The following is a 23,392-nucleotide window of genomic DNA, read 5'->3' on the forward strand; positions in this document are numbered from 1 at the left end:
TGGTGGTGGTGGTGGTGGTGGTGGTGCGAAGAGGAGGGAGTCGATTGGGGGCTTTAAAACCTGAGTGCGACTCGGTATCTCACGTCGGCGTACCTCTCCCAAACAACGCGGTCAGTCCCCTCTCCCTCCGGGAGAGGGCTAGGGTGAGGGCAGCGTCCTGACTGACTCACCACAAGCCTGACTCCCGCAGAGACCTCATCAGCATTTATGCCGGATATCGACTGACCTCGACGTTATCCAGCACCCGATTCACCGCCAGTTCCGCCAGCATGATCACCTGCTGAATCCCGAGGATCCGATGTCGCTGCGGCGTATCGACAAAAGCCGCTACATCACTGGCCATGACGCTTGCTGTAGCCAGGGACTCACAGGCATGGGCCAACAGGCTTTCATCGTCCATGTCTGGCGAGATCTGGAACATCTGGCTCGGTCGGCGACCGGGGCATTTTTTGGGGATGGGATTGAAATGGTGGTCGAGCGCGCGTTCGGCGGCTTCGTGGAGTTTCTTTGAATCGGCGGATTCGTAGGGCGAGGTTTCGTCTGTTTCGGGTGGATTCGGTGTTGGCTTTTTCATGATGGAACTCCATTCGGGATGTGGAGTTCGCCGCTCACTGCGACCAAGCAATAGGGTGGCGAACCGTACGCAGGTTGGTCGACCAGGGAATGGATACCCGGCAGGGCCGTTAGCCCTCCCACGCACAGTTCGCCATTAAGCATGCTGAAAAGTGCGCCATTCTAAACCCGGACGACCAAGCCCGTTCGCTGAATTTGCAGCGACCCCCAAAGCCTATCCACCCCATTTCCGAGCGACAACCGACGCGACATGTCAGAAACATCCCCTGCAAGCACCCTGTCTGTAGGACATACACACCCTGTGTAAAAAACGCAGCCCACAAAAAAGGCGACACCCCTCACAGGGCGTCGCCTTTCCTTTTACCGCCGTTACAACTTACTCCGGCAGTTTGTACGCAATCACATAGTCACCCATCTTGGTGCCCAGCGAGCCGTGACCACCCACCACGAGCAGGACGTATTGCTTGCCGTCCTTGCCGGTGTAGGTCATCGGAGTCGCTTGACCACCCGCGGGCAGACGCGATTTCCACAGTTCTTTACCGGTGTTCACGTCGTAGGCGCGCAGGTACTGGTCGAGGGTGCCGCTGAGGAAGCCGACGCCCCCGGCGGTGACGATCGAGCCGCCCATGCTTGGTACGCCCAGGGTGAAGCCGATCGGGATTGGCGAGCTGTCGCGGCTGGTGCCGTTTTTGCGTTTCCAGACGACTTTGCCGGTGGTCAGGTCGATACCGGCGACGTAGCCCCAGGCCGGAGCCTGGCACGGTACGCCCAGTGGCGACATGAACGGGTGCATGATCACCGCGTATGGCGCGCCGGTGTTCGGTTGAACGCCAGCGGTTTCGCTCTCGCGTTTGCTGCCGGCGGCGACTTTCTCGCGTGGCACCATTTTCGAGACGAAGGCCATGTAGTTCGGGCTGGTGAACAGCATCTGGCGAACCGGGTCGACCGAGACGCCGCCCCAGTTGAACACACCGACGTTACCCGGGTAGATCAGGCTGCCCTGTTCCGACGGAGGCGTGTATTGGCCTTCGTAGCGCAGTTCCTTGAACTGGATGCGGCACAGCATCTGGTCGAACGGGCTGGCGCCCCACATGGCTTTTTCGGTCAGTTCCGGGGCCAGCAGGTTCAGGTCCGAACGGGCCTGGGTCGGGGCGGTGTGGTCGCCTTTCACGGCGCCTTGGGGAACCGGGATTTCCTTGATCGGAATGATCGGCGTGCCGTCACGACGGTCGAGGACGTACAGGCTGCCCTGTTTGGTCGGGGCGATCAGCGCAGGCTTGATGCCGTCGGCGGTTTTCATGTCCAGCAGGGTTGGCTGGCTGCCGACGTCCATGTCCCACAGGTCATGGTGGGTGAACTGGTAGTTCCAGCGCACTTTACCGGTGGCCAGGTCCAGAGCCACGACGCCGGCGCTGAATTTCTCGGCGCCCGGGGTGCGGTCGGCGCCCCACTGATCCGGAGTCTGGTTGCCCAGTGGCAGGTAAACCATGCCGAGTTTTTCATCGACGCTGGCCAGCGACCACATGTTGGCCGAGTTGCGGCTGTAGGTTTCGCCTGGCGCCAAAGGCTCGGTGGCGTCTGGCTTGTCGCTGTCCCAGTTCCAGACGAGGTGACCGTCACGCACGTCGAACGCGCGGATCACGCCCGATGGCTCGTTGGTCGATTCGTTGTCGGTCACGTGGCCGCCCATGATTACCAGATCACGGGTGATCGCGGCAGGCGAGGTGGAGTAGTAGCCACCGGCGGTGAACGGGCCGATACCCTGGGTCAGGTCAACCACGCCGTTGGTGCCGAAGCCTTCGCAGATCTTGCCGGTGTCGGCGTTCAGTGCGATCAGGCGTGCATCGGCAGTCGGCAGGTACAGGCGACGCGGGCAGGCCTGGGCGACGGCTTTGCCGGCCTCGGAGATGACAGCGGACGCCGTGTTTTCAGACTTGGCGTACGCGGCTTCGTCGTAGTACGACACGCCACGGCAGGTCATGTGCGCGAAGCCCTTGAAGCCGACCGGGCTCTTGATCTGCGGGTCGAAGCGCCACAGTTCCTTGCCGGTGTCCGGGTCCAGCGCCAGCACTTTGCTGTGGGCGGTGCAGGCGTAGAGCATGCCGTTGGCTTTGAGCGGGGTGTTTTCGTTGGTCAGCTCGACCGGGTCATCGGCGGTCGGCAGGTCGCCGGTCTGGATGCGCCAGGCTTCCTGCAGCTTGCCGACGTTGGCCGGGGTGATCTGCTTGAGTGGCGAGTAGCGGTCACCGAACTCGGTGCGGCCATAGGCCTGCCAGTCGCCATCAGGCATGGCTGGCGCGGTGCTGGTGGTGTCGGCGGTGTCGCGACCCAGTTCGCCAAAGATTTCGCCCGGGTGGGTGAAGAGGCTGGCCAAAGCGGTGACGCCGGCCAGAATCACAGCCACGGTCAGGCCGCCGGTGCCCATCGGCGCAGGGCCTGCGAGCAGCAGCGGACGACGGAACCACGGCAGCAGCATCACAAAACCGAGGACAAACCACAGCGCCAGACGCGGCACCAGTTGCCACCAGTCCAGGCCGACTTCCCACAGCGCCCAGACGGTGCTGGCGAACAGCACGATGGCGTACAGGCCCAATGCTGCGCGGCGACGCATCAGCATCAGAATGCCGGTCAGCGTGATGCCGATACCGGCCAGCAGGTAATACAGCGAGCCGCCGAGCGTACTCAGCTTGATTCCCCCGGCCAGCATGGCCAGGCCCATCAGCAGAAGCAGAATGCCGAGCAGGTTCGGCAGAAGACGGCTTCGACTCGAAGCACCTTCAGTGCTCATAGTGTGATTCTCCGTGACGTTTATGTAGTCCCGCGCTGTAGTCACTTTAGATGACGATTGGGCGCAGGCATGGTTCAGATAAAAACTTGTCTTGCTATCGAATTTCTTTCGCAGGACTGAGCCGCGTGCGCTGGATTAGAACGACGACTGGATCTTGATCCCGCCGATCAGCGCGTCGTCGACCTTGTCCACACCGCCCGGATGGCGGATGTATTGCAGGTTCGGGCGCACGGTCAGCCAGTTGGTGACGTGCACGCCGTAATAGAGTTCGGCGCTGTATTCGGTGTCCTGCGGCGGCAGGAAGGACGGATCGTCATAGTCGTAGACGGCGCGGGCCTGATTGGTCGCCTCGGCGTTCTTGCGGTAGGCCGGGTTGACGTGAACGCGGGCAAGGGCGAAGCCGATGTCATCTTTTGCGCGGGCGTCGAACGGGCCCTTGTAGACCACACCGGCCTGGACGTAGTTGTCGATGGCGTTGGTCTTCTTGTCATGCATCGTGCCGTTGGCAAACACGCTCAGACCGCGGGAGTTGTCACTGGCCACGCTGGTGATCTGCTGCTGCACGCCGAGCCACACGCCATGCTTGCTCGAAGCGCTGCGATAGGCTTCGCCGCTCAGGGCAGCGGGCTGGCCGTTGCTGTCTTTATAGGCATCGGTGGCCTTGGCGTTGCTGTAGTAGTAACCGGCGCGGTATTCGCCCGGCAGGCCGTTGAGCTTCGGTTTCCACACCAGTTCGATCGGCAGGATCGCGCCCTGGGTGCCGCTGCCGCTGAGCTTGAAGCCGTTGCCGCGATCGAGGTTCGACGGGTTCTGCTCATAGGCGCCGACTTGCGCGTACAGCTCCGGCGTCAGGTGATATTTGACGCGCAGCGCCCATTGGCTGACCGGCCAGTTGTACCAGATGCCGCCGACCCAGTTGCCGACCTGCGAGCCGCAGAACGCCAGGTTCTGGAAGTCGCACGGGAAGGTGTTGAAGTCTTCGCCTTCGCCGAAGCGGCCGACCTTGATGTCGAGCTTCTGGTCGAAGAATTTCTGCTGGTACCACATCTGCGTCAGGCGGGTGGTCTGGCCACGGCCCCAGACTTCCTGGGCCGAGGTGAAGCCTCCGACGCGCGGGTCGTTGATGCGGTCGTTGCTGATGTTGTTGCCGCTGCGTTTGGTCACGGTCAGCTGAAATTCAGCGTCGTTCCAGCCCAGCAGTTTTTGCAGGTCCAGATGGGTGCCGAGGCCCCATTGGTCGCTGTAGCGCGCGGTGCGGTCGTGGTCGTAGCCGCCGTGCAGATTGCTGCCCATTTCGCCGGTGTAGTCGAGCTTGAAGTCGATACCTTTCGCCGAGAGTTCGCTGCGGGTGCCGTTCCAGTCACCGAGCATCCACGGTGATTCACTGTCGAAGGCCGGGGCGGCCTGAGTGCAGGTGGCGAGGCCAAGGGCGGTGCAGCCGCCGATCAGGCGCAGGGTTGAGATAGCGCTGTCTCGGGAGAACGGAAAATCGGGCATGAATAGGGTCTTTCTTGATCTTTTTGGGGGATAAGCTGGCCGCTACGATTTGACGCAGGCAGTGAAGCGGTTCAGCAGAAGGGCGGCAGGATAATGTCCTGTTACAAAAACACAAAGGGCTTTTGCTGACATGAACCCTTTCGGATTCGGTAACAGTGCGGCAATACAGCGCATTGCGGGCATTAGCGCAGACCTGCGATCTTCTCCGGTTGGCCTACATTAAACCCAAGGCCTTCCACCCGCCCATGCCCTCGGCTAAGGTGCGCGGCTTCTGTATTTTCACTTCGCCCAAAGGCCCGGCATGAACGACCACAACCCCGATCCGCTGCACGGCGTGACCCTCGAACAGATCCTCAATGCACTGGTGACCCACTACGAATGGTCGGGCCTGGCCGAGCGCATCGACATCCGTTGCTTCAAGAGCGATCCGACCATCAAGTCGAGCCTGACCTTTTTGCGCAAGACGCCATGGGCGCGGGAGAAAGTCGAGCGGCTGTACGTGAAACTGATGCGCACCAAGCGACCACTCTGAGATGGACGCCGTATTGCGGCGACGCCTGATTACTTCGGCTGCGGTGCTGGGCTGGGCCGGGCTGGTGATTCAGCTGTACCTGATTTTCTTCGCCCGGCTGAGCGTCGGCGCCAGTCTGCTGGGCGGGCTGGTGAGTTTTTTCAGTTACTTCACCGTGCTCACCAACACCCTGGTGGCGGTGGTGCTGACCTGCGCGGTGACCGAGCGCGAATCCGCTGCGCGGCGCTGGTTTCTGCAACCGTGGGTCAGCAGCGGGATTACCGTCAGCATCGCGGTGGTGGGCCTGGCTTACAGCATTCTGCTACGACATCTGTGGCATCCGCAGGGTTGGCAATTTATCGCCGACGAATTGCTCCACGACGTGATGCCGCTGCTGTTTCTGGCTTATTGGTGGTTGTGCGTGCCGAAGGGCAGCTTGCGTCTGAAGCACCTGCCGCTGTGGCTGATTTATCCGCTGGTGTACTTCGCCTATGCGCTGTTGCGCGGGCATTTGCTGGGGGCTTACGCGTACCCGTTCATCGACGTGGCGCTGTTGGGTTATCCACAGGTGTTCGTCAACGCCGGGGGGATTCTGCTGGGGTTTGTGCTGATTGCGTTGCTGGTGATTGGCATCGACCGCTGGCAGGGGCGGCGCCTTTAGCAGCGCCGCCGCTCGTATTCACTCTTCTTCGGAGCCTTCTGCGCGCCAGTAACCGACCGCTTTGACGAACTTCTCGTCGAGTCCGTGCTCATCAAGCAGCACCCGGCGGATCTGCCGCGAAACCTTGGTCTCGGTCGCCACCCACGCATACAGATTGCCCTTGGGCACCTGCAACTGTTTGACGGTCGTCAGCAGATTGTCCTTGCCACCCTCACGCAAAACCCAGATCACATTGACCTGCGCCGCGCTTTCCAGGGTTTGCTGCTCCTTGCCGTTTTCCACTTCGATCACCACCAGCGCCTTGCGATTGGCTGCCAGGCCTTCGAGGCGGCGGGCGATGGCGGGCAGGGCGGTTTCGTCGCCGATCAGCAGGTAGCTGTCGAAAATGTCCGGCACGATCATCGAGCCACGCGGGCCGCCGATGTGCAGGAATTGCCCGGGCTTGGCCTGTTCCGCCCAGGTCGAGGCAGGGCCGTCGCCGTGCAGGACGAAGTCGATGTCCAGCTCAAGCTTGTCGAGGTCGTAGCGGCGCGGAGTGTAGTCGCGCATTTCCGGCATCGGCACGTCGCTCTTGCCGGCGCCGAGCACCAGGGTTTCCAGCGCCGCGGCCTGTTCGGCGTTCTGCGGGAACAGCAGTTTGACGTGATCGTCGGTACCGAGGCTGATGAAGCCGGCCAGTTCCGGCCCGCCGAGGGTGATGCGACGCATGCGCGGAGTCAGGTCGACGACGCGCAAGACTTCCAGGCGACGACGTTTGATTTCATGCATGACGCGGTGAATGGTTTGGGTATCGACTGCGGTCATTCGGCTTTCTCCGGGGCAGATTGAACGGCGGGGCCGTCGACGATGGCTTTGGCGGTGTCATTGAGCAGGTCGCGCACCCGCAGGATTTCTTCCGGGCTCCAGCGACCGTGGTGCATCTGCAGGGCATGGCGCAGGTTATGCACCGCTTCGTGGATTTCCGGCGGGCGATCATGGCCGCGCAGCGAGCGCTTGCTGACGTCGATGCGCATGCGCACGCCGTCCAGGGCCACCGCCTGTTCGCTCAGGGACTGGCGACCGGCATCGGTCACGGCGTAGCGTTTTTTGCCGCCCTCGGCATCGCCGCTGATCATTTCGCTTTCTTCAAGGAAGGTCAGGGTCGGGTAGATCACGCCGGGGCTGGGGCTGTAGGCGCCGTCGAACATGGTTTCGATCTGGCGGATCAGGTCGTAGCCATGGCAGGGCTGTTCGGCGATCAGCGCCAGCAACAGCAGTTTCAGATCGCCGGGCGCAAACACCCGTGGTCCGCGACCGCCGCGCTCGCGGCCGTGGCGTTTTTCGAAGCCGTCACGGCTGTCGCCATGCTCGCGGTGGGGGGAATGATGGTCTCTCATTTCAGTCTTCTCTCGTCATATTTAGATACAACGTAAGATATATCTTTAGGTTGCGGCAAGCGTTTTTTTCACATCGCGCTTGCGCCCTGACGAGTGGCTGCCCAGCCTCAAGACCTTTTTCGCGAGCCCACGAAGCGAGTGGCTTTCTGTAAACGCAATGACCACAAAGTTAAAGTTGTCACTCTATAAATGATTGAGCATATGCTCTAGAAAGTGCCATTATCGCCGGGTTTGTTAGTTGCAATTGCTGTATGGTTTTTTATCAGAAAGTGTATGTAGGGTCTGGCTTACAGTTAGTGACATGAATATTTGAAAATGCGCGTTTTTTCTTTCTGGATGTGAGCATGTTTAACTACATGTTCGTGGGAAGTTGCCTGCTTACTTTCCGGTGATAACCGTCGATCATGCCCCGGCGTTGAAAGTTCAAACCGGCACGAACCGTCCGGGCGAGCGTTGTTTTGAACTTTCAATGCTCCATCCTTTTAAAAAGACAGGGTATGAATGATGTTCAAGAAAATCGCAATGGCTGCTCCACTGGCTGCACTGGCACTGGGTTCTTCCATGGTATTTGCCGCCGGTGAAGCGCGTCACTCCATCAGCCTGGTGGCCCACGTGCCAACCAACGGTTTCTACGTGGTGCCGGTCGACCCTGACCTGGTCAGCAAGGATCAGGACATGAGCTTCAGCCCGATTACCGGCACCATGAAACCGGTCAACGGCTTCTTCGATGTGCGCAACAACAACGGCTCGGTACACGGTTCTCTGGAAGGTGTACCGAAACTGGTTGGGGGTTCGAGCATTATCGATCTGGAAGTCAAGTTCAATAATGTGGTGCTCACCCAAACTCCGCAAATGGTCGTCGGTGAAGCCGAGTCCGATGTGAACTATCGTGCGCCGGTAAGTATTACCGCCAAAGGCACTAACTTCACCCCGGGTGACTACACCGGTTCGGTGACCATGATGTTTGACGCTGTTACTCCGGTGGCCGGCGTAAAGCTCTGACTTCTGAAAAGTAACGAAAGCCGACTGACAGAACTTTCTGTCAGTCGGGCTTCTTGTGTGTTTTGTAATCAGAGTAACTGTTCATGTTTCCGATGACGCCCATCGCGGCTGCGCTTGCGTTGCTGTTTTGTGCCGCAGCTGTGGCGGCACCTGCGGCTTCCGGTACGACACCGCGAAGCCTGTTGGCTCAGGCCAAAGGTTTGCCGACGGATTTTGAAGAGCACTTTTTTGATGTTCCCCTGGCCGTGCGGGTGGAGCTCGATCAGCAACCGCTGGGCGAGGCCATGGTGGTCTTGTCCCGTGACGATCGCCTGACACTGCTGGAATTCACCGATACCCATGACAGTCGTTTCAGTGCTGCAGAACGCGACGTCTGGGCCAGCTACCTGAAACCGGGGGTTGCCCTCGGCGCCTGCACCGGGCAGTGCCCCGAACAGATGCTGGCGGTGCACTACAACCTGGAGAGCTCGCTGGTATCGATCGTCACCGAAAACGCCGAGCGCGACACCGAGGCCAAGCGCTTCTATGACCAGCCCGACGGCGGCAGCAGCGGTCTGATCGTGCGCAACCAGCTCAATCTCAATGGTGGCCAGGAACAGGATCTGGGCGGGCGTTTCGGCCTGGAAGCCAGCGCCAGCCTCGGGAACTGGAGCCAGACATTCAACATGCAGCTGGCCCGTCTGGGCGGACCGGATGACCAGCTGTATCACGCCGTGCATGAACTGCATACGCAGCGTGAGCTGCAGGGCAGTTTCGTGCGTCTGGGCTACTTCACGCCGGCATCCGAAGGCCTGACCCGTCAGCCCCGCACATTTGGTACAAGTCCTGATACGACCGTGGGCGTGATGTACGGCAGTTCGGACAGCCTGGCGATCAATTCGCCAAAGCCGAGCATCTATCCCATCTATGTGACGGCCAACCGTCAGGCATCGGTGGAGGTTTATCGCGACGGGCTGTTGATCAATACGCAGTCGGTGCCGGCAGGCTTGCAGACCCTCGACACCCGGCCGTTGCCCGGCGGAATCTATGAAGTCGAAGTGCGCCTGATCGAGGATGGCCAGACCACCTCGACCACCCAGGAGCTGGTGTACAAGCCGAACAACTGGCGCAACCTCGACGAGCGCTGGCGCTACAACCTGTTCGCGGGGCAGGAAGCCAAGCTGCTCAGCAACTGGGACCGCCAGGCCAGCGGCGACCCCACGGCGGGGGCGTCGATCAATTACCTGTGGCACCCACGGGTGATTCTCGGACTCTCGGCTCGCCAGATCCGCGAAAAGCTGCAATACGGCACCTCCATCGACTGGACGCTGGCCAACAGCGTCAGCCTGTACGCCAACGTTTACCAGACTGAAGACCACGGCACCGGTCTGGACGTGCAGGGGCTTTACAACTACGGCGCCGGCAGCCTTGTGATCAGCCATAACCGCAGTTGGCTGGATACCACCGACATCTATGACACGCTGCCTGACGGCACGCGAGTGCGTCAGCGCAATGTGTTCATCGGCCAGACCAGCAATTCATCGCTGGCACTCAATCACCGGGTCAGCAGTAAAAGCTCGATCAATGCCCGTGTGTCCCACAGTGAAGGCAACACCGAAGGATTCGGCGTGGATCTGGGCTGGACTCAGCGCACCGTACTGTTCGGCAGCGATGCCAACTGGCGGCTTTCGCTGTTCGATCGTCCCGGTAGCTTCAGCAGCGGCGATGCGCGCAATCGCGGGGTCGACCTGAGCCTGAATCTGGCGCTGGGCGGGCCGGGTCAGCAGATCACCGGCAGCATCGGCTCACGCACGGCGCGAGAGGGTGGGCGCGACAATAATGCATCCCTCGGCTGGCGCATGAATCTGCAGGATCACGTGCTGCAAAACGTCTCGGTGACCGCGCTCAGCGACACTTATGGCCTCGGCCTGTCCAGCCTGGCGAGCTTTCGCACGGACTCGGTCAACGGTGACGGCTTCGTGCAGCGCTCGTCGTACAACGGCAATTTCACCGGCGGTCTGAACCTGGACAGCACACTGGTGATGGGCGGCGAGCGGATGGTGCTGACCAGCCAGCATGACATGCGCGGCGCCGGCATGATTGTCGACGTCGAGTCCGATATCGATGACATCGCGCTGCGTGCCGATGACTACAGCGGCGGCAGCGCACCGCTGAGACCGGGCCGCAACTTCATCCCGATCACGGCTTATCAGAACAGTTCGGTGAGCTTCGACTTCGAGGGCAATACCGTTCCGGCCGCCACGATCGAGCCGGCTCGCACCCGCTATCACATGAACAAGGGCGGCGTGGAGTACCGCAAGGTGCGCGTGATGAGAACCATGACCGTGCTCGGGCGGCTGGTCGACGCCCAGGGACGTCCGCTCAAGGGCCATCATGTGATCAACCACGCCAGTCGCGGGGTGACAGAGGTCGACGGTTTCTTCTCGATGGAAATGAACGCCGGCTCCCCCACGCTGGAGGTGCGTCAGGGGCAACAACTGCTCTGCCAGTTCCGCCTCGACGCCGATCGCCACCGCAGCGAAAACAATGTGTTGATGATCGGTGATCTGCGTTGCACGCCCGATACGTTGGCCGATGTCAACGCAACCGATCAGAAGGCAGGTTGAATCCATGAAAAAGTCTACATGGTGGCTCGGGTTGCTCGCAGCGGCGAGCACCTTTCCGGCAGGTGCCGTGAATCAGGAGATCCGCGCCCTGTTTCAGCCCGATCCGGCGCATCCGAACAAGAACGTGTTCATCAACAAGACGCCGAGCAGCGGTTATTGCGCCATCTATCCCGAACAATGCGCCGACAACCAGGTGTTCAGTATCGAGTTGCCCGTGCGTTTCACCTCCAGCCGCTTCATGACGGCCGGCTTTCCACTTTCACTGAAAGTGCCCGCCAGCTGGAGACAAGTGACGGTCACCAATCAGGACACCCGGGAAACCGAAATTGTCGAAATGCGGGTCACGGGCATCGGCTCCCGGTTCGAGCTGAGCGACAGCGCCGCCAATCTGGTCGGTGTATCGGACATCCTTGAAGGTCATCAAAAACTCTGGACCACCAGCAGTTGGGTTTATGCACCGGCTCCGTGTCAATACAGCGGCGTGGGTGCTTACTCGCCCACTGCTTATCGGTTCTTCTGGAAAACCCCCGTGGAAGCTGCCTGTACCAAGGTGGCGGCTTACCTCATTCCCGGGATGGTTTTCCCAACCCTGGATTTCGCCTATGAACTGCGCACACCCAATCCGCTGCGCATGTCATCCGGGCTCTACACCGGGTCTTTGAATTACACCCTTGGGCCAGGAGGGGACTTCGACGTCGGCTCGCAAATGTATCCGGATGACAGCCTTCTTACGCTGGATTTCGTCCTGGACGTTCAACACACCCTGAAGGTCGATCTGCCACCCGGTGGCAACAAGGTGTCCCTGGAACCTGCCGGCGGCTGGCAGAGCTGGCTGGAAAGCGGTCGCCGACCGAGCCGGATCTACCGCGACCAGCCGTATTACCTGTCGGCCTCGTCACGTTTCAAAGTGATGATGCAATGCAACTCTCTGGGCGGTACGGAATGCCATATGGGCAGTCCGACGGGACGCAGTGCCAGGGTGGAAACGACGATGACGGTACCGCCGGGGATCTCCGGCCCCGGTGGTGCCGACGGCTGGAGCGGCAGATTGCAATACAACACCTGGGTTGGCCCGTTCCAGCCTGTTCAGTACGTCGATCGCAAGGCGGGCAACCTGCGTTTCGAGATACCCGAACGATATTTCTACAGTTTTCTGCAACCCGGGGTCAGCGACACGCTCACGGGCCATATCACCATTATCTGGGATTCGGAAATCTGACGAGCCGGATCGATCTCTTTTCATTTTCAAAAGGGTTGAAAACGATGACACGCCTGTTTCTGCTTTTACTGCTCGGTCTGCCTGGCGGGCCCGTACTGGCCGGGCCGCAAATCAATGTCGGCACGGTGTATGACTACCTGGACGGCAACAAGAGCACCTACCTCAAACGTGTGTTCAACAGTGGTGACAGCACGGCGTTCGTCAAGGTCAACGTGCTGGAAATCGTCTACGACGCCGAAGGCAAACCGCAGGAAGTCCCGTTGGAGAATGCAGCCGACGGCGGCTCTCGCGATGGCGTGATGGCGAGTCCGGCGCGCCTGATCGTTCCCGCCGAGGGCATGCAGGGAACGCGACTGCTGTACATGGGCGAGCGGACACGCGAGCGTTATTTCCGTGTGCGTTTCGTACCGGTGGTGCCGGAAAAGGAAGACGCCTTCGTGGTGGGGGACGAGGAGCGCGAGGACTATGCCAAAAGCATGTCGGCAGGGGTGAACCTGATGACCGGCTTCGGCACGATTCTGTTCGTGCGCCCCAAGGACACTCGCTTCCAGACGACCGTGGAGGAAAACGACCGCCGTTACGAACTGCGCAACAACGGCAACTCCGTGGTGATCGTCGATGAGTTCAAGAGCTGTTCGCTGAGCAATGACACCGATTGCGGGGCGGTGACCAAACACCATGTCCTGGCTGGCAAGTCGTTCGGGTTCGACAAGGAGAAGGGGCGTGAATACCGCTTTTTTCTGATCGAGGGTGACAGCAAGAAAGCACTCAAGGTCGCGAGTCGATGATCCGCCCTCCAAGGACGCAGCAGGTAACAAAGACATGAACAAACAATGCGCGCGCCTGGCGCTGATGGTCGCCGGCAGTCTGATGAGTGCTCTGGCCGGTGCGGCCCGGGAAGAACACGTCTTCGAAGTGTCGCTGACGATTCCGAGCCGGCCGTTCTACATCATTCCCAGCGAACCGGACTGGGTGCATCGCACGCAGCAACTGCACTGGGACTATCCCTCCGAAACTCTGAGCACCCTGAGCAAGCATTTCGACGTGCGGCACGACACCAGTGCAATCGAGGCGCGTCTGGACAGCCCCGCCTACCTGTCGAACGGCCGCTCGGGTGAAGAGATCTGGCTCAAGGTCAGTTTCAATGGCGTTGTGTTGGGACCCGAGGTGCCCCCGCGAGAAGTGGTCTCGAAGGAAGACGCGGCCATCGGTAAACGGGTCCTGCTGGAAATCGAACCGGTGAAGCCTGCCGGTGGGTATCGACCAGGAGACTACAGCGGCAATGTGATGCTGCTGTTCAATGCACGGGCACCCGGCGCATGAACATCACCCGACTCCCTTTATTGTTCGGCCAAAGATTTTTAACGATGAATAGATCCACAGCAGGGATAGGCCTGGCTGCGCTGCTGGGTATGTCAGTGACGCACGCTGCGAATCAGGAAATCCGGGCGGTGTTTCAACCCGACCCTTCCAAACCCGGAAAAAACATGTTCATCAACACGACGCCGAACAGCGGCTATTGCGCAGATTATCCCGCGCAATGTGCGGCCAATAAAATGTTCAGTATTCGTACGCCGCTGATTTTCCAGGCCATTCGTTCTCTGATGCCCGGAGATGAGGTGTCGCTGCGTGTCCCTTCCAACTGGCGTCAGGCGGTGGTGACCAACCGGGATACACAGGAGACAGCCATCGTGGAGGTGCGCATGATGGGTGTCGGTTCCCAATACTATCTGAGCGATCCGGCGACCAGTCTGGTCGGGGTTTCTGACCCGGCTGAGGCCCATGGCTTGCTGTGGGGGACTAACTGGGCCAACGCAGCCCCCCCCTGTCAGAATTCCGGTGTCGGTTATTACACCGCCACGACCTTCGGCTTTTTCTGGAAAACGCCGGTCGAGGCAGCCTGCGTCAAAGCCGCTGCCTACCGGATTCCGTCGATGGCGTTTTCCACACTGGATTTCGCCTACGAGTTGCGTACACCCAATCCTCTGACAATGTCCACCGGGCAATACACCGGCTCGATACCTTATATCCTTGGCTCGGGTGGACAAATCGACTTCGGCCCTTTGTTGAGGCCCGTGGACAGCCACCTGATGCTGGACTTTGTTCTGGATGTGCAGCACACCCTTAAAGTCGACCTGCCACCGGGCGGAAACAAGGTCTCGCTGGAGCCTCAGGGTGGCTGGCAGCGCTGGCTCGCCAACGGCAGCCGTCCTGCGCAGATCTACCGTGACCAGAATTTTTTTATCTCCGCCTCCGCCCCTTTTAAGGTCATGATGAAGTGTGATTCCTTCCAGGTTTTCGGACCCGATTGCCGCCTGGTCGGAGAGTCGGGCGCCACCTGGGTTCACACACTGCTCAGTCTGCCCGGCGGTATTACCGGGCCTGGCGGAGTACCGGTCAGGGATGTGCCGTTGATGAACAATGCCTGGGTGGGGCCGTTCCAGCCCGGCCACTACGTGGAGCGCAAGTCGGGCAACCTGCGGTTCGAGATGCCTCAGGAGGCCATGGATTTCATGTTTCGTCCCGGCGTCAAGGGTACGTACAAGGGGGACATCACCGTCATCTGGGATTCGGAAGTGTAGGCACAGGGTGTTGCCCCGGGAAGGCCTCGGCAACCGGGCCTTCCGGAGGCTGGGCGGGCTGACGTGTATCAGATGCCAGCCCGGGCCATCGCTTCACGCGTCAGTTGTCTGCTCAGTTCCCGTTCCTGATAACCGATGTCCCGTTGCCGGCTTTCGAACTCCTCCTGACTCATCTCCTCGCCGGTCAGCACTTCATCCAGCGGGACGGACAGTTTTTCGGCCAGTTCGACAAGCTGCTTGCGCACGTCCGTCGGTTCCTGACCCTGGCTTTGCGCTTCCTGCCACTCCTTCGTCAGGGACAATAATTCCAGCTTGTCCTGATGAAGCTCGGTGTTGCGAGCGAAATCACTCGGATATTGCTTGCGCAGGTATTGCTCCCAGAAGGGTTGCTCGATCATCTGGTTGACCAGACCGTCGCCCGCTTCCGCGTCGATGATCGTGGCGTATGCCTGATCGATGGTTTTATCCGTGACGCCGGCTGTCGGGCGAAAGTTCATGGCTTCGGATTGCCATGGCAGTTCCAGGCGTTTGGCCAGCCCGGTTTCATAAGCCAGGTGGACCTCGACCTCATCGGGATCGCCTCCTCTTTGCCGGATATCGGCCCGTGCAATCCCGGTGACTTGCTCAAGGCGGGCGGAGCCTTTGGCCAGTTTCACCAGCTTGCCTTCGACTTCGTCAGCGCTGACTGAAAAGTGCCGGGCCTCCGAAGCCAGCACCTTCACCCCCATGTTGTTGAAGAGCTGCGCACCGGCATCTGCGCAACCTTCGGGTTCGGTGGACATGAGGAACAGTTCTTCGCGTAACGGGGTGTCGATTTCAATGGCATTGACCATGCGCCAGACACGATCGGTGAGTTGCGCTTTCGCACGGCCTCCCTGCTTGTAGTCGGCCGATCGAGTAAGTCCTTCCAGCACGGTGAAGAAGCCGAGGGAATCGGGTTCGTTCACCAGATAGTGCCAGGCCTCCGGTCGATAGGCACCGGTACCGGGAGATTCGCTGTACATCGATGCATCGCTGGGCGGTATCCACATCAACATCAGATCTTCGGCGGGCTGCTGATACCTTACCCTGGGACTCATCCCCACTGATTCGCGGTACAGTCCGTACGACTTGCGTACCTCTGGCGTAAGCTTTGTCCGATCGACCCGGGTGCGGGCAATGAGAAAGGCCTTGTCCGAGCCCGGGGCAACTTCGGGAATCGAGTGGAGCCGGTTTTTCAGCAGATCGAGGAAAAAGCCCTTGGGCCTGGGATGGCTGAACAGCCCCGCCGGCCAGGCGGTGATATTCGTATTGGCCAGGTTCAGCACCTTGAGTTTCGGCATATGCTGAATGGGCGGCGAGTCGCCCAGGGGATTGTTGTCCAGCCTCAGGGTTTCCAGATGCTCGAGGTTCTGCAGCTGTTCGATGGCGGGCGGAGTCAGTTCGATCATGTTGTCACTCAGGCGCAGGGTTCTGAGCTGACGCTGTTGGCCGATGCTGTCGGGCAGCGTTCTCAAACCGCAGTTTCTGGCGCTGAGCTGCTGCAGATTGGGGAAGTCCTTGAGCAGGCCGCTTGGTCCGGGTGAGAACTGCTGGCGATCCAGATTCACCGTAGTGACTTGTTGCAGAAAGGGTTTGAGATCATTCGGCATCTGTTTCCACCAGCGCTCGAGGTCGCTTGGCAGGACTTCCGTGGACAGGTCAAGGGCATACCCGTCTTCCAGACTGGAGCTGCGTTCACCGAAAACCTCGGACTTTCGGTCGAAACACTCCATCAGGCGCTCCGCGATGAGCCTGCCACCCTTGCGCTCGTAATCCCAATAGGCGTCCGGCAAGCGTCCGCCGTCATCCGGGTCATAGTCCCGCAGATAACGCTGGCGCCAGTTCTCGAGTTTTTGCTTCAGCTCCTCGCGCTCCTGTTTCAGGCGTGCGATTTCCTGATGCGGGTCGCCTTTGGCATGCAGTGAGCGGGTGAATGCGGCCACCTCGTTTTCATCGAAGTGCGGATACATCTCCTGCACTTTGGTTTCGACGGTTTTTTCCGCGAACGGCCAGACCTTCGACAATCCCGGACCTCGTAGCAGCAACTCGGTGTCCCGTGGCACAACGGCGCGCAGGGGGGGGCGGGCGAGCAGAGTCCGACGTTCGGTCGGGGGGGCGGTTTTGACCGTGACCCATTGTCTGAACATTTCTCCCTGGTCAGTGCGATAGCCCAGCGCAGCACGTTTGTCTTCGGGCAGGGCCAGCAGGACAGCTTGATAGAAATCATCGGCGTCATGCTGCTTTCGCTGAGCGGCATCCAACACTTCGTAGCGGCCGCGATCGTCTCTGATCAGCGTGCGCACGGTGCCCGCTTCTTCGGGGCCGGTACTGGAACGTAGTGGCCCGTCAGGGGTTCCGTCCCGGACTTCGATACGCAAGTCGCCGAAGGTGTCGGTGTGAATCTTCAGGGTATTGAGGATGAGCCGTTCGGTATCCGGTACCAGCAGCGCGGGTTCGTGCAGGCCCTCGACGGCGCGCGTCGCACGGGTTTCGAAAGCGCTTTCACGGGCCATGTTCTTCACGCGCAGCGGAATACGCTGTTGTTCGGCGATGATTTGCCGCTCGCCATCCGTTGCCCGTTCCAGCAATGGACGCGCCACCGAGGACGGCAGTTGTGGAAATTCGCTTTGCAGCAGGTGCACCTGTGGATCGTCGGAGCGGTCCTGAAGACGGTATTGGTAATCGAAAATCTCGGGTGTCCGGGTTTCCACGGCGTGCGCCAGTTTGTCCCGCAAAGCCTGGACCTGCCGGTCGCGGGGATAGGGACTGCCCAGCAGGGCAGTCATGTCCTGTTCACTCAAAAACGCCGTCAGTCGCTCCGGCAGTCGGCCGCTTGTCATGTCCGCCAGGCTGATGTTCAGGGTGTTCTCAGGCGTGACGCCTGAATGACCGTACTGGCGAAAGGCGCCACTGAGGTCCGCGTTTTCATAGACTCTCAAGCCCTTCTCGACGGGCCATCCCGGCAAGCTTGGGGCGATGGTCTCGAACCAGAACGAACCGGCGGGCAGTGGCTGTCCGGTGCGCACCAGGTGGCTCAAGCCACGGGTACGTTCCCAGGTCTTGAAGCGGGTGAGGGTGTCTGCCAGCAACGGAGGCGGGGCGGCGTTTTCGACGTGCATGCGACGCAGCGAGTCGTCGGAGGTACCGCTGATGCTGCGCAGCTTTTCCAGTTCGGCGGGGTTATAGCCCTCGGTGGAGTGCCCCAGACGCTGCATCAGTCGCGATCCCTCCCAGTCTTGCGGCTTTTCGCCTTCCAGAGTCCAGGCCCCCTGGCCGTTATGCCGGGCTTCGGGCCAGTAGGCCTGGGCGCGTGTCGGGTGAACGATGCGATGCGTCTCGCCCTGCGGGTCGAGTTGCACTTCGTAGTGTTTGCCTTCGATGGGCAGGAAGGTCTTGCCCGAATGACGATGCAGGCCAAGTGCATCGGGTTTTGATGTCTCTGGCAGCGCCAGGCCCGGTTGCTCGTAGGGCGTGAGGTCGGGGTGCCACAGGCGCGTCTTGCCGTCGATCGAACGCACCGGTTTCATATTCTCGACCAGGGGCGACAATTTGAGCCGGAATGCACTGCCGATGTTCGAGCCGGCGTGGAATGCCGCCAGTTGCAGGATATCGGTGATCACACCCAGCACATGCTCGCCGAATTCGGCGTAGTGCCCCTGAATCAGATCCCCTACCCCTTCGATCGCTTCGTTGATGATTTGAAACGCGGTATAGGCCAGCATGGCTTCGCCCAGCAATGGCACGAAAGGGGTCACGACCAGCAACGCCACACTGAAGATGTCGGAAGCGATTTTCTTGAAGTTTTCCCACCAGGCCCAGCGTGCGCGGCTGTCTGCGTCCGCTGTGGACACGGCGATGACTCGGGCGTCGTTGAGGATCTTGTTGAGTTGTTGCTGGTAGAGGTAAGTCCACAGCGGTTCAGTGATCGGGGGCGCGCTGAATTGCAGTTGTGGTTTGTCCACAGGCGTTTCACGCCAGGAGGGGCGGGGATCGCCTCGTTCCTTTGGATACCATTTGATGTAAGTGAGCCGCTGTTGAAGGTCGGCGAAGAAATGGCCGCGCTGTTCGTGATCGACGAACTGACTGAAAAACTGGCGATACGTGATACCGCTGGACTGCGCGGTCTGGTTGTCTCTCAGCTGGCGGCTCAGTTCTTTCATGAATTCGATCGTCGAGGGGTACTCCTTGAGCGGGTGTTCGGGATCCTGTGGCACGTAGGCGATCATTGTCTGCGAGTGCTGCTTCTGATCGGGATCGGGCCGGATGATCAGGATCCCGGTGAAGTTCAGGTCCATCATGCCCAGCTCGCACACCTTCATGGCTTGCTCGCCCAGCTTCAGGTGCTCCTGACCTTCGAGCAGGTCTCGAATGAGCAAATGGGCCTGCCGGCCGATATCTTTTTTGGCCAGCGCAATGTGCGCGGCTGCCTTTAGGGCCGCTTGCTGACTGCGCTGGACTTGCAGTTTCAGAAAAGCCTGGGCGACCGGCTCCCTGTTGAGCAGATGTTCTTCGAGGTGGGCCTTGTATTGCGCACCGATATCCAGCTCCCGACACAGTGACTGGAACTGGCTCACACTGATGATTTTGTCGATCGGTGAAATATCGAACAGCTCACGGGCCGCATCGGTCTTTTCCAGGAACGCGGAGTGTTTCTCGAATGTTTCGTCGTAGGCAAAGTTGTGCAGTGCTGCATCCAGCAATGAAACTGTTCTTGCGGTATAGCCGGGTATAACTTGAATGGCCCACCAGCTGCTTTCCCGGGAAACGTATAACCGCAGATAAGTATTTTTTACGTCGACATCGATGTTGAATTTTTCAAGCAGCTTTGCCTTCAGCAAAGGTTCGGCGAAAGCCTGAATGTCCTTCAGTTTTGCGAGTGTATTGTCGATCGTGTTTTGTGCATTCCAGGCTTTCCTGTTGGCATTGTTCATGCGTTCCAGGTGCTTGGGCGGTGCTGCGCTTATCCACTTTTCATTGCGCAGGGGCACTCGCCTCAGTGCGTGACTTCGATGCAATTGCATATCGAGAAAAACGGAGTCGATGTTCGACTTAATCAAGTCGTAATGTTGCCCTTTGTTTTCAATTGTTGCGGTCATTGCTAAAGCCTTGAGTCAGTCGGAAGTTTCAAGGCTAACGTTCGGGGGCGGGAATGATTAGTTTAAAAGCTGGTTGTACAAGTGCGGTTTTAATAGCGGGTCCGATTGAATATTGGAATGTTTAAAACATATAAATAACACCCGGGCGTTTTCAATCCGGCACAGAGGCGCGCGCATTCAGGGAAGCCACTCTCGATGCCTCGGGCGGCAGACATTGTGAGTCGCTGCCCGGTTGCAGGTAAGGCATCAGGATCGGGGCCATGCCCTTGAGCACTTGCACCGGCAGGGCCGAGGTGAATTTGAAGTTCTCCGCCGAGCGCCCCGGCACGAACGCGGTGAGCGTGCCGAAATGGTGGTCGCCGATGTAGAACACGAAGGTCGCGGTGCGGTTGATCGACTTCGAGCTGAGAATCCGCCCGCCGGAGCCAATCGCCTCGATCCGGTTGTCGCCGGTACCGGTCTTGCCACCCATGACCAGCGGTGTTCCATCGTTCAGTTTGAAACTGCCGGAAACACGTTTGGCGGTTCCCGAGTCCACCACTTGCGACAGCGCTTCACGCATCGCCGTGGCGACTTCGGACGGCATCACCCGTTTGCCCACATGAGGGTCATTGACCAGTTTGGTTTCGTAAGGCGTGCCGGCGGCAAAGTGCAGGCTGTCGATGCGCAGGGTCGGCATGCGCACACCGTCGTTGAGGATGGTGCCGATCAGCTCGGCCAGCGCAGCGGGGCGGTCGCCGGAGCTGCCGATGGCGGTGGCCAGCGACGGCACCAGGTGATCGAACGGATAGCCGACTTTCTGCCAGCGCTGATGGATCTCGAGGAACGCCTCGATCTCCAGCATGGTGCGGATCCGGCTGTCACGGGCACCCTTGTGCCTGCTCTTGAACAGCCAGCTGTAGACTTCCTGACGCTCGAACTGGCTGGCCTTGACGATGTCCTTGAAGGTCGCGTCGGGGTGGTTGAGCAGGTAGCCGATCATCCACAGGTCCAGCGGGTGAACCTTGGCGATGAAGCCCTGATCCGGCAGGTCATAGGTGCCGGGGCCGTAGGCCAGGTAGAGCCGTTCCAGGCGTTCGTCGGTGAGTTTTTCGGTGAGCTTGGCGCCTTTCAAATGCGAACGCACGAAGCTGTTGAAATCCTCCTGGCTGGCGTTGGGCAGCAGGTAACGGTGCACGGCAGCCATGCGGATCGGGGTCGGGCGCATGCTGTCGAGGAAGGTGTCGAGCCGGGCCTGGGTGTCCTTGTTGCGGTACTTCTTCCAGAACTTGAGCAGGAACGAAGTGCCTTCGCGGTCGGCGAACGAGGCGAGGTATTCCTGACGTCGCGGGTCGCGGTCGTCCTTGAGCAGCTCGGCGCTGTTGTTGGGGCCGGAGTAGGTGGTGTAACGCACCAGGTCACGCATCAGACGAATGAACGGCAGGTTGATCGACTCACGCAGGGCATCGCGCAGGGTCGGCAGGCGGCCGTTGTCTTCCTTGCGAAAGTTATGGAACGTGTGCAGCCCGCCACCGGTAAAAAAAGCTTCGCCGGGACTGGCTGAGTATTTGCGATCAAGGGCTGCGCCGAGCAATTTCGACAGGTCGCGATCCTTGTTCTGGATCAGGTAATCGACCACCCACCGGCTCAGGCGATCCTGTTCCGGCACGTCGACTTTTTTCAGTTCCTGCAAGGTCATGGCGCCGTACTTGTCATGCAGCTCGGCGATGATTTGCAGGTAGGTGGTCAGCACCCGCATCTTGGCGGTGGAGCCCAGTTCCAGCTTGCTGCCCTCGTTGATATCGAACGGTTGGTCGGTGCTGTCGGTCTGCACCCGCACGCGCGAGCCGTCCGGCGTCAGCTCGAACAGGGTGAAGCTGTAGCGCACCTGAGTGGTGCTGGTGGGCGTCAGCAGGCGTTCGCCCATCAGGCCGACTTCGGTCGCATAGGCCGGGTCAGCCAGTCGTTTCAGATAGGCGGTGGCCTGGGTTTGCAGTTCGCCTTGCAGGGTGCTGGTGGCGGACAGGTCGAGGCGGTCGAGGTCATACAGCGGACGGTTGAGCATCGACGCCAATCGACTGCGGGCGACACTGATGCCTTTGTTGGTTTCGATTGGCTGGATCGTCGGTTGGGTCTGCCAGTCGCGATAGCTGATGGTGCTGGCCAGCGCCGCATCGGCCAGGGCGGCGTCGATCACGCCGTTCTGTCTGAGCAGGCGCAGGTGGCTGTTGGTCAGTTCGACCAATTCTTCGCGGCCCTTGGTCAGGTAATGCGAAGGGCGGCGCTGGGCGATCATCAGCGAGAGCATTTCGCGCAGAGCCAGGCCCTTGTCCGCCATGGACTGCGGATCGGTCGCCGAGCTGGAGAGTTTGCGGTTGGCCTCGTTGAAATCGGCGCCGTACCAGACCCGCAGGCCCTCGGCCATGCCGTGCACTTCGCCATGCCCCGGCACGGCCGACAGCGGCACGCTGTTGAGGTAGTCACGAATGATGTTCTGCCGTGCCGGCAAGGTGTCCGGGCCGCCCTGATAGGCGCGCACGCTGGCGGAAATCATCTGGCGGATCTTCTCTGCACCGGACACCGTCAGACCATCGGGCGAGTGGCGGTATTTCTCAAGCTGGGTGGCCAGGGTACTGCCACCGGCCGACTGCCCCGGCAAGTGCAGCAACTTGGCGACTTGCGACCACGCGGCCATGCCGAAGCGCGGCCAGTCCACCGCCGGGTTGGCCAACGGTTGTTTTGGATCGAGCAGAAAACGGTTTTCGATGAACAGCAGGCTGTTGACCACCACCGGTGGAATCGACTCGAAACTCGCGTACAGCTGTTGCGGATAGTTGTACTGATAGAGCGGCGCGGCGCGGCAATCGGTGATCGACAGGCCGGCCTGGATCTTCTCGGAATAGGGCACGAACAGGCCCTTGTCGGTGTAGTTGAGCAGGGCCGGAGAGAAGCGCGTCTGCTCGGTGATCACGTAGTTGCGCTTGATCAGCCGTGGCAGGAACTCGTCCAGCGAGCTGTACCCCAGACGCAGGTCGAACGGCCCGTTGCCCGGATAGCGGATCGCTTCGCTGGGCCCCGGCTGCAATTCGTATTTGAGTTTGGCGGCGTACTGGCTGACCTCGCGGGACTGGAAACGCGAGGTGCGCATTTCCTTCATCGCGGCCAGGCCCACGACAATCGCGATGATCACCACCAGAAGCCAGAAAGCCTTCCACCCGTGCCGGTTGCGGCGGGGTTTTTCAGGTAAAGGCGCTTCATCCACACGTTCAGTCGGAACCACTTTTTCACTCGAATCGGTTTGCCACAAAGCGCCCATAGTCGATTGATCCATTCACGCAGATTGATCGGACTTGACTGAAGCTTAGTCGCTGGTTGGCGTCGGTGAAAAAATTGTGAAGGTCATCGAGCGGAGACGGGATCGAGCGACGGGGCGGTGAGGATCCGAGGCGCACAGGTATCGTCGCGTCTGTATCGGGAAACA

General features: G+C 60.1%; 15 protein-coding genes. 8 read left to right on the forward strand and 7 right to left on the reverse strand.

What is annotated here, in order from left to right:
• Nucleotides 1–205 precede the first annotated feature (205 nt).
• From CAF80_RS21700 to CAF80_RS21710, 3 genes are all read right to left on the reverse strand, one after another.
• On the reverse strand, nt 206–574 hold the full coding sequence (locus CAF80_RS21700) for a DUF6124 family protein (RefSeq protein WP_085667918.1): 369 nt from the start codon (nt 572–574) through the stop codon (nt 206–208).
• A 375-nt stretch (nt 575–949) separates the two neighbouring features.
• The gene (locus tag CAF80_RS21705) at nt 950–3,361 is read right to left on the reverse strand and encodes a glucose/quinate/shikimate family membrane-bound PQQ-dependent dehydrogenase (protein ID WP_085667919.1); all 2,412 of its coding nucleotides are present in this window, start codon (nt 3,359–3,361) and stop codon (nt 950–952) included.
• Between the two features lie 135 nt (nt 3,362–3,496).
• Entirely contained in the window at nt 3,497–4,858 is a 1,362-nt protein-coding gene (locus CAF80_RS21710) for a carbohydrate porin (RefSeq protein WP_085667920.1), read from the reverse strand.
• Between the two features lie 301 nt (nt 4,859–5,159).
• Here CAF80_RS21710 and CAF80_RS21715 point away from each other — a divergent pair, with 301 nt between their 5' ends.
• Complete coding sequence (locus CAF80_RS21715; protein WP_007956650.1) at nt 5,160–5,390, forward strand: VF530 family DNA-binding protein; 231 nt, start codon at nt 5,160–5,162, stop codon at nt 5,388–5,390.
• A gap of 1 nt (nt 5,391) precedes the next feature.
• Nucleotides 5,392–6,030, forward strand: coding sequence for a Pr6Pr family membrane protein (locus tag CAF80_RS21720; protein WP_074688503.1), 639 nt, complete (start codon nt 5,392–5,394; stop codon nt 6,028–6,030).
• Between the two features lie 18 nt (nt 6,031–6,048).
• Here CAF80_RS21720 and CAF80_RS21725 read toward each other — a convergent pair whose 3' ends face one another.
• Both CAF80_RS21725 and CAF80_RS21730 read right to left on the reverse strand, forming a co-directional pair.
• A complete protein-coding gene (locus CAF80_RS21725) occupies nt 6,049–6,834 on the reverse strand; it encodes a siderophore-interacting protein (RefSeq protein WP_064383885.1) in 786 nt (261 codons plus the stop codon).
• Nucleotides 6,831–7,406, reverse strand: coding sequence for a PadR family transcriptional regulator (locus CAF80_RS21730; RefSeq protein ID WP_039765773.1), 576 nt, complete (start codon nt 7,404–7,406; stop codon nt 6,831–6,833). The genes CAF80_RS21725 and CAF80_RS21730 overlap by 4 nt, the downstream gene beginning before the upstream one ends.
• Nucleotides 7,407–7,907: 501 nt before the next feature.
• On the opposite strand from CAF80_RS21730, the gene CAF80_RS21735 reads away from it, so the two are divergent.
• The 6 genes from CAF80_RS21735 to CAF80_RS21760 all read left to right on the forward strand — a co-directional run bounded on the left by CAF80_RS21735 (nt 7,908) and on the right by CAF80_RS21760 (nt 14,815).
• Nucleotides 7,908–8,408 carry a CS1 type fimbrial major subunit gene (locus tag CAF80_RS21735; RefSeq protein WP_039765776.1) on the forward strand — a complete coding sequence of 167 codons (501 nt, stop codon included), beginning with the start codon at nt 7,908–7,910 and terminating at the stop codon, nt 8,406–8,408.
• Between the two features lie 83 nt (nt 8,409–8,491).
• Complete coding sequence (locus tag CAF80_RS21740; RefSeq protein WP_039765779.1) at nt 8,492–11,014, forward strand: CS1-pili formation C-terminal domain-containing protein; 2,523 nt, start codon at nt 8,492–8,494, stop codon at nt 11,012–11,014.
• Nucleotides 11,015–11,018: 4 nt separating this feature from the next.
• On the forward strand, nt 11,019–12,233 hold the full coding sequence (locus tag CAF80_RS21745; protein ID WP_085667921.1) for a hypothetical protein: 1,215 nt from the start codon (nt 11,019–11,021) through the stop codon (nt 12,231–12,233).
• Between the two features lie 44 nt (nt 12,234–12,277).
• Nucleotides 12,278–13,021 (forward strand): pilus assembly protein, encoded by a 744-nt coding sequence (locus CAF80_RS21750; protein ID WP_039765783.1) that lies wholly within the window; start codon nt 12,278–12,280, stop codon nt 13,019–13,021.
• 34 nt (nt 13,022–13,055) lie between these two features.
• Nucleotides 13,056–13,556 (forward strand): CS1 type fimbrial major subunit, encoded by a 501-nt coding sequence (locus CAF80_RS21755; protein WP_052266521.1) that lies wholly within the window; start codon nt 13,056–13,058, stop codon nt 13,554–13,556.
• Nucleotides 13,553–14,815 carry a hypothetical protein gene (locus tag CAF80_RS21760; protein ID WP_235375864.1) on the forward strand — a complete coding sequence of 421 codons (1,263 nt, stop codon included), beginning with the start codon at nt 13,553–13,555 and terminating at the stop codon, nt 14,813–14,815. The genes CAF80_RS21755 and CAF80_RS21760 overlap by 4 nt, the downstream gene beginning before the upstream one ends.
• A 68-nt stretch (nt 14,816–14,883) precedes the next feature.
• Here the strand turns inward: CAF80_RS21760 and CAF80_RS21765 are convergent, their stop codons facing one another.
• Both CAF80_RS21765 and CAF80_RS21770 read right to left on the reverse strand, forming a co-directional pair.
• Nucleotides 14,884–19,932 (reverse strand): NEL-type E3 ubiquitin ligase domain-containing protein, encoded by a 5,049-nt coding sequence (locus CAF80_RS21765; protein ID WP_085667922.1) that lies wholly within the window; start codon nt 19,930–19,932, stop codon nt 14,884–14,886.
• 151 nt (nt 19,933–20,083) lie between these two features.
• Nucleotides 20,084–23,227: a transglycosylase domain-containing protein gene (locus tag CAF80_RS21770; protein ID WP_085667923.1), complete on the reverse strand. Its 3,144-nt coding sequence runs from the start codon at nt 23,225–23,227 to the stop codon at nt 20,084–20,086.
• Between the last annotated feature and the right edge of the window lie 165 nt (nt 23,228–23,392).

The organism is Pseudomonas sp. B34(2017) (assembly GCF_002112915.1).
GTDB classification, from domain to species: Bacteria; Pseudomonadota; Gammaproteobacteria; order Pseudomonadales; family Pseudomonadaceae; genus Aquipseudomonas; species Aquipseudomonas pharyngis.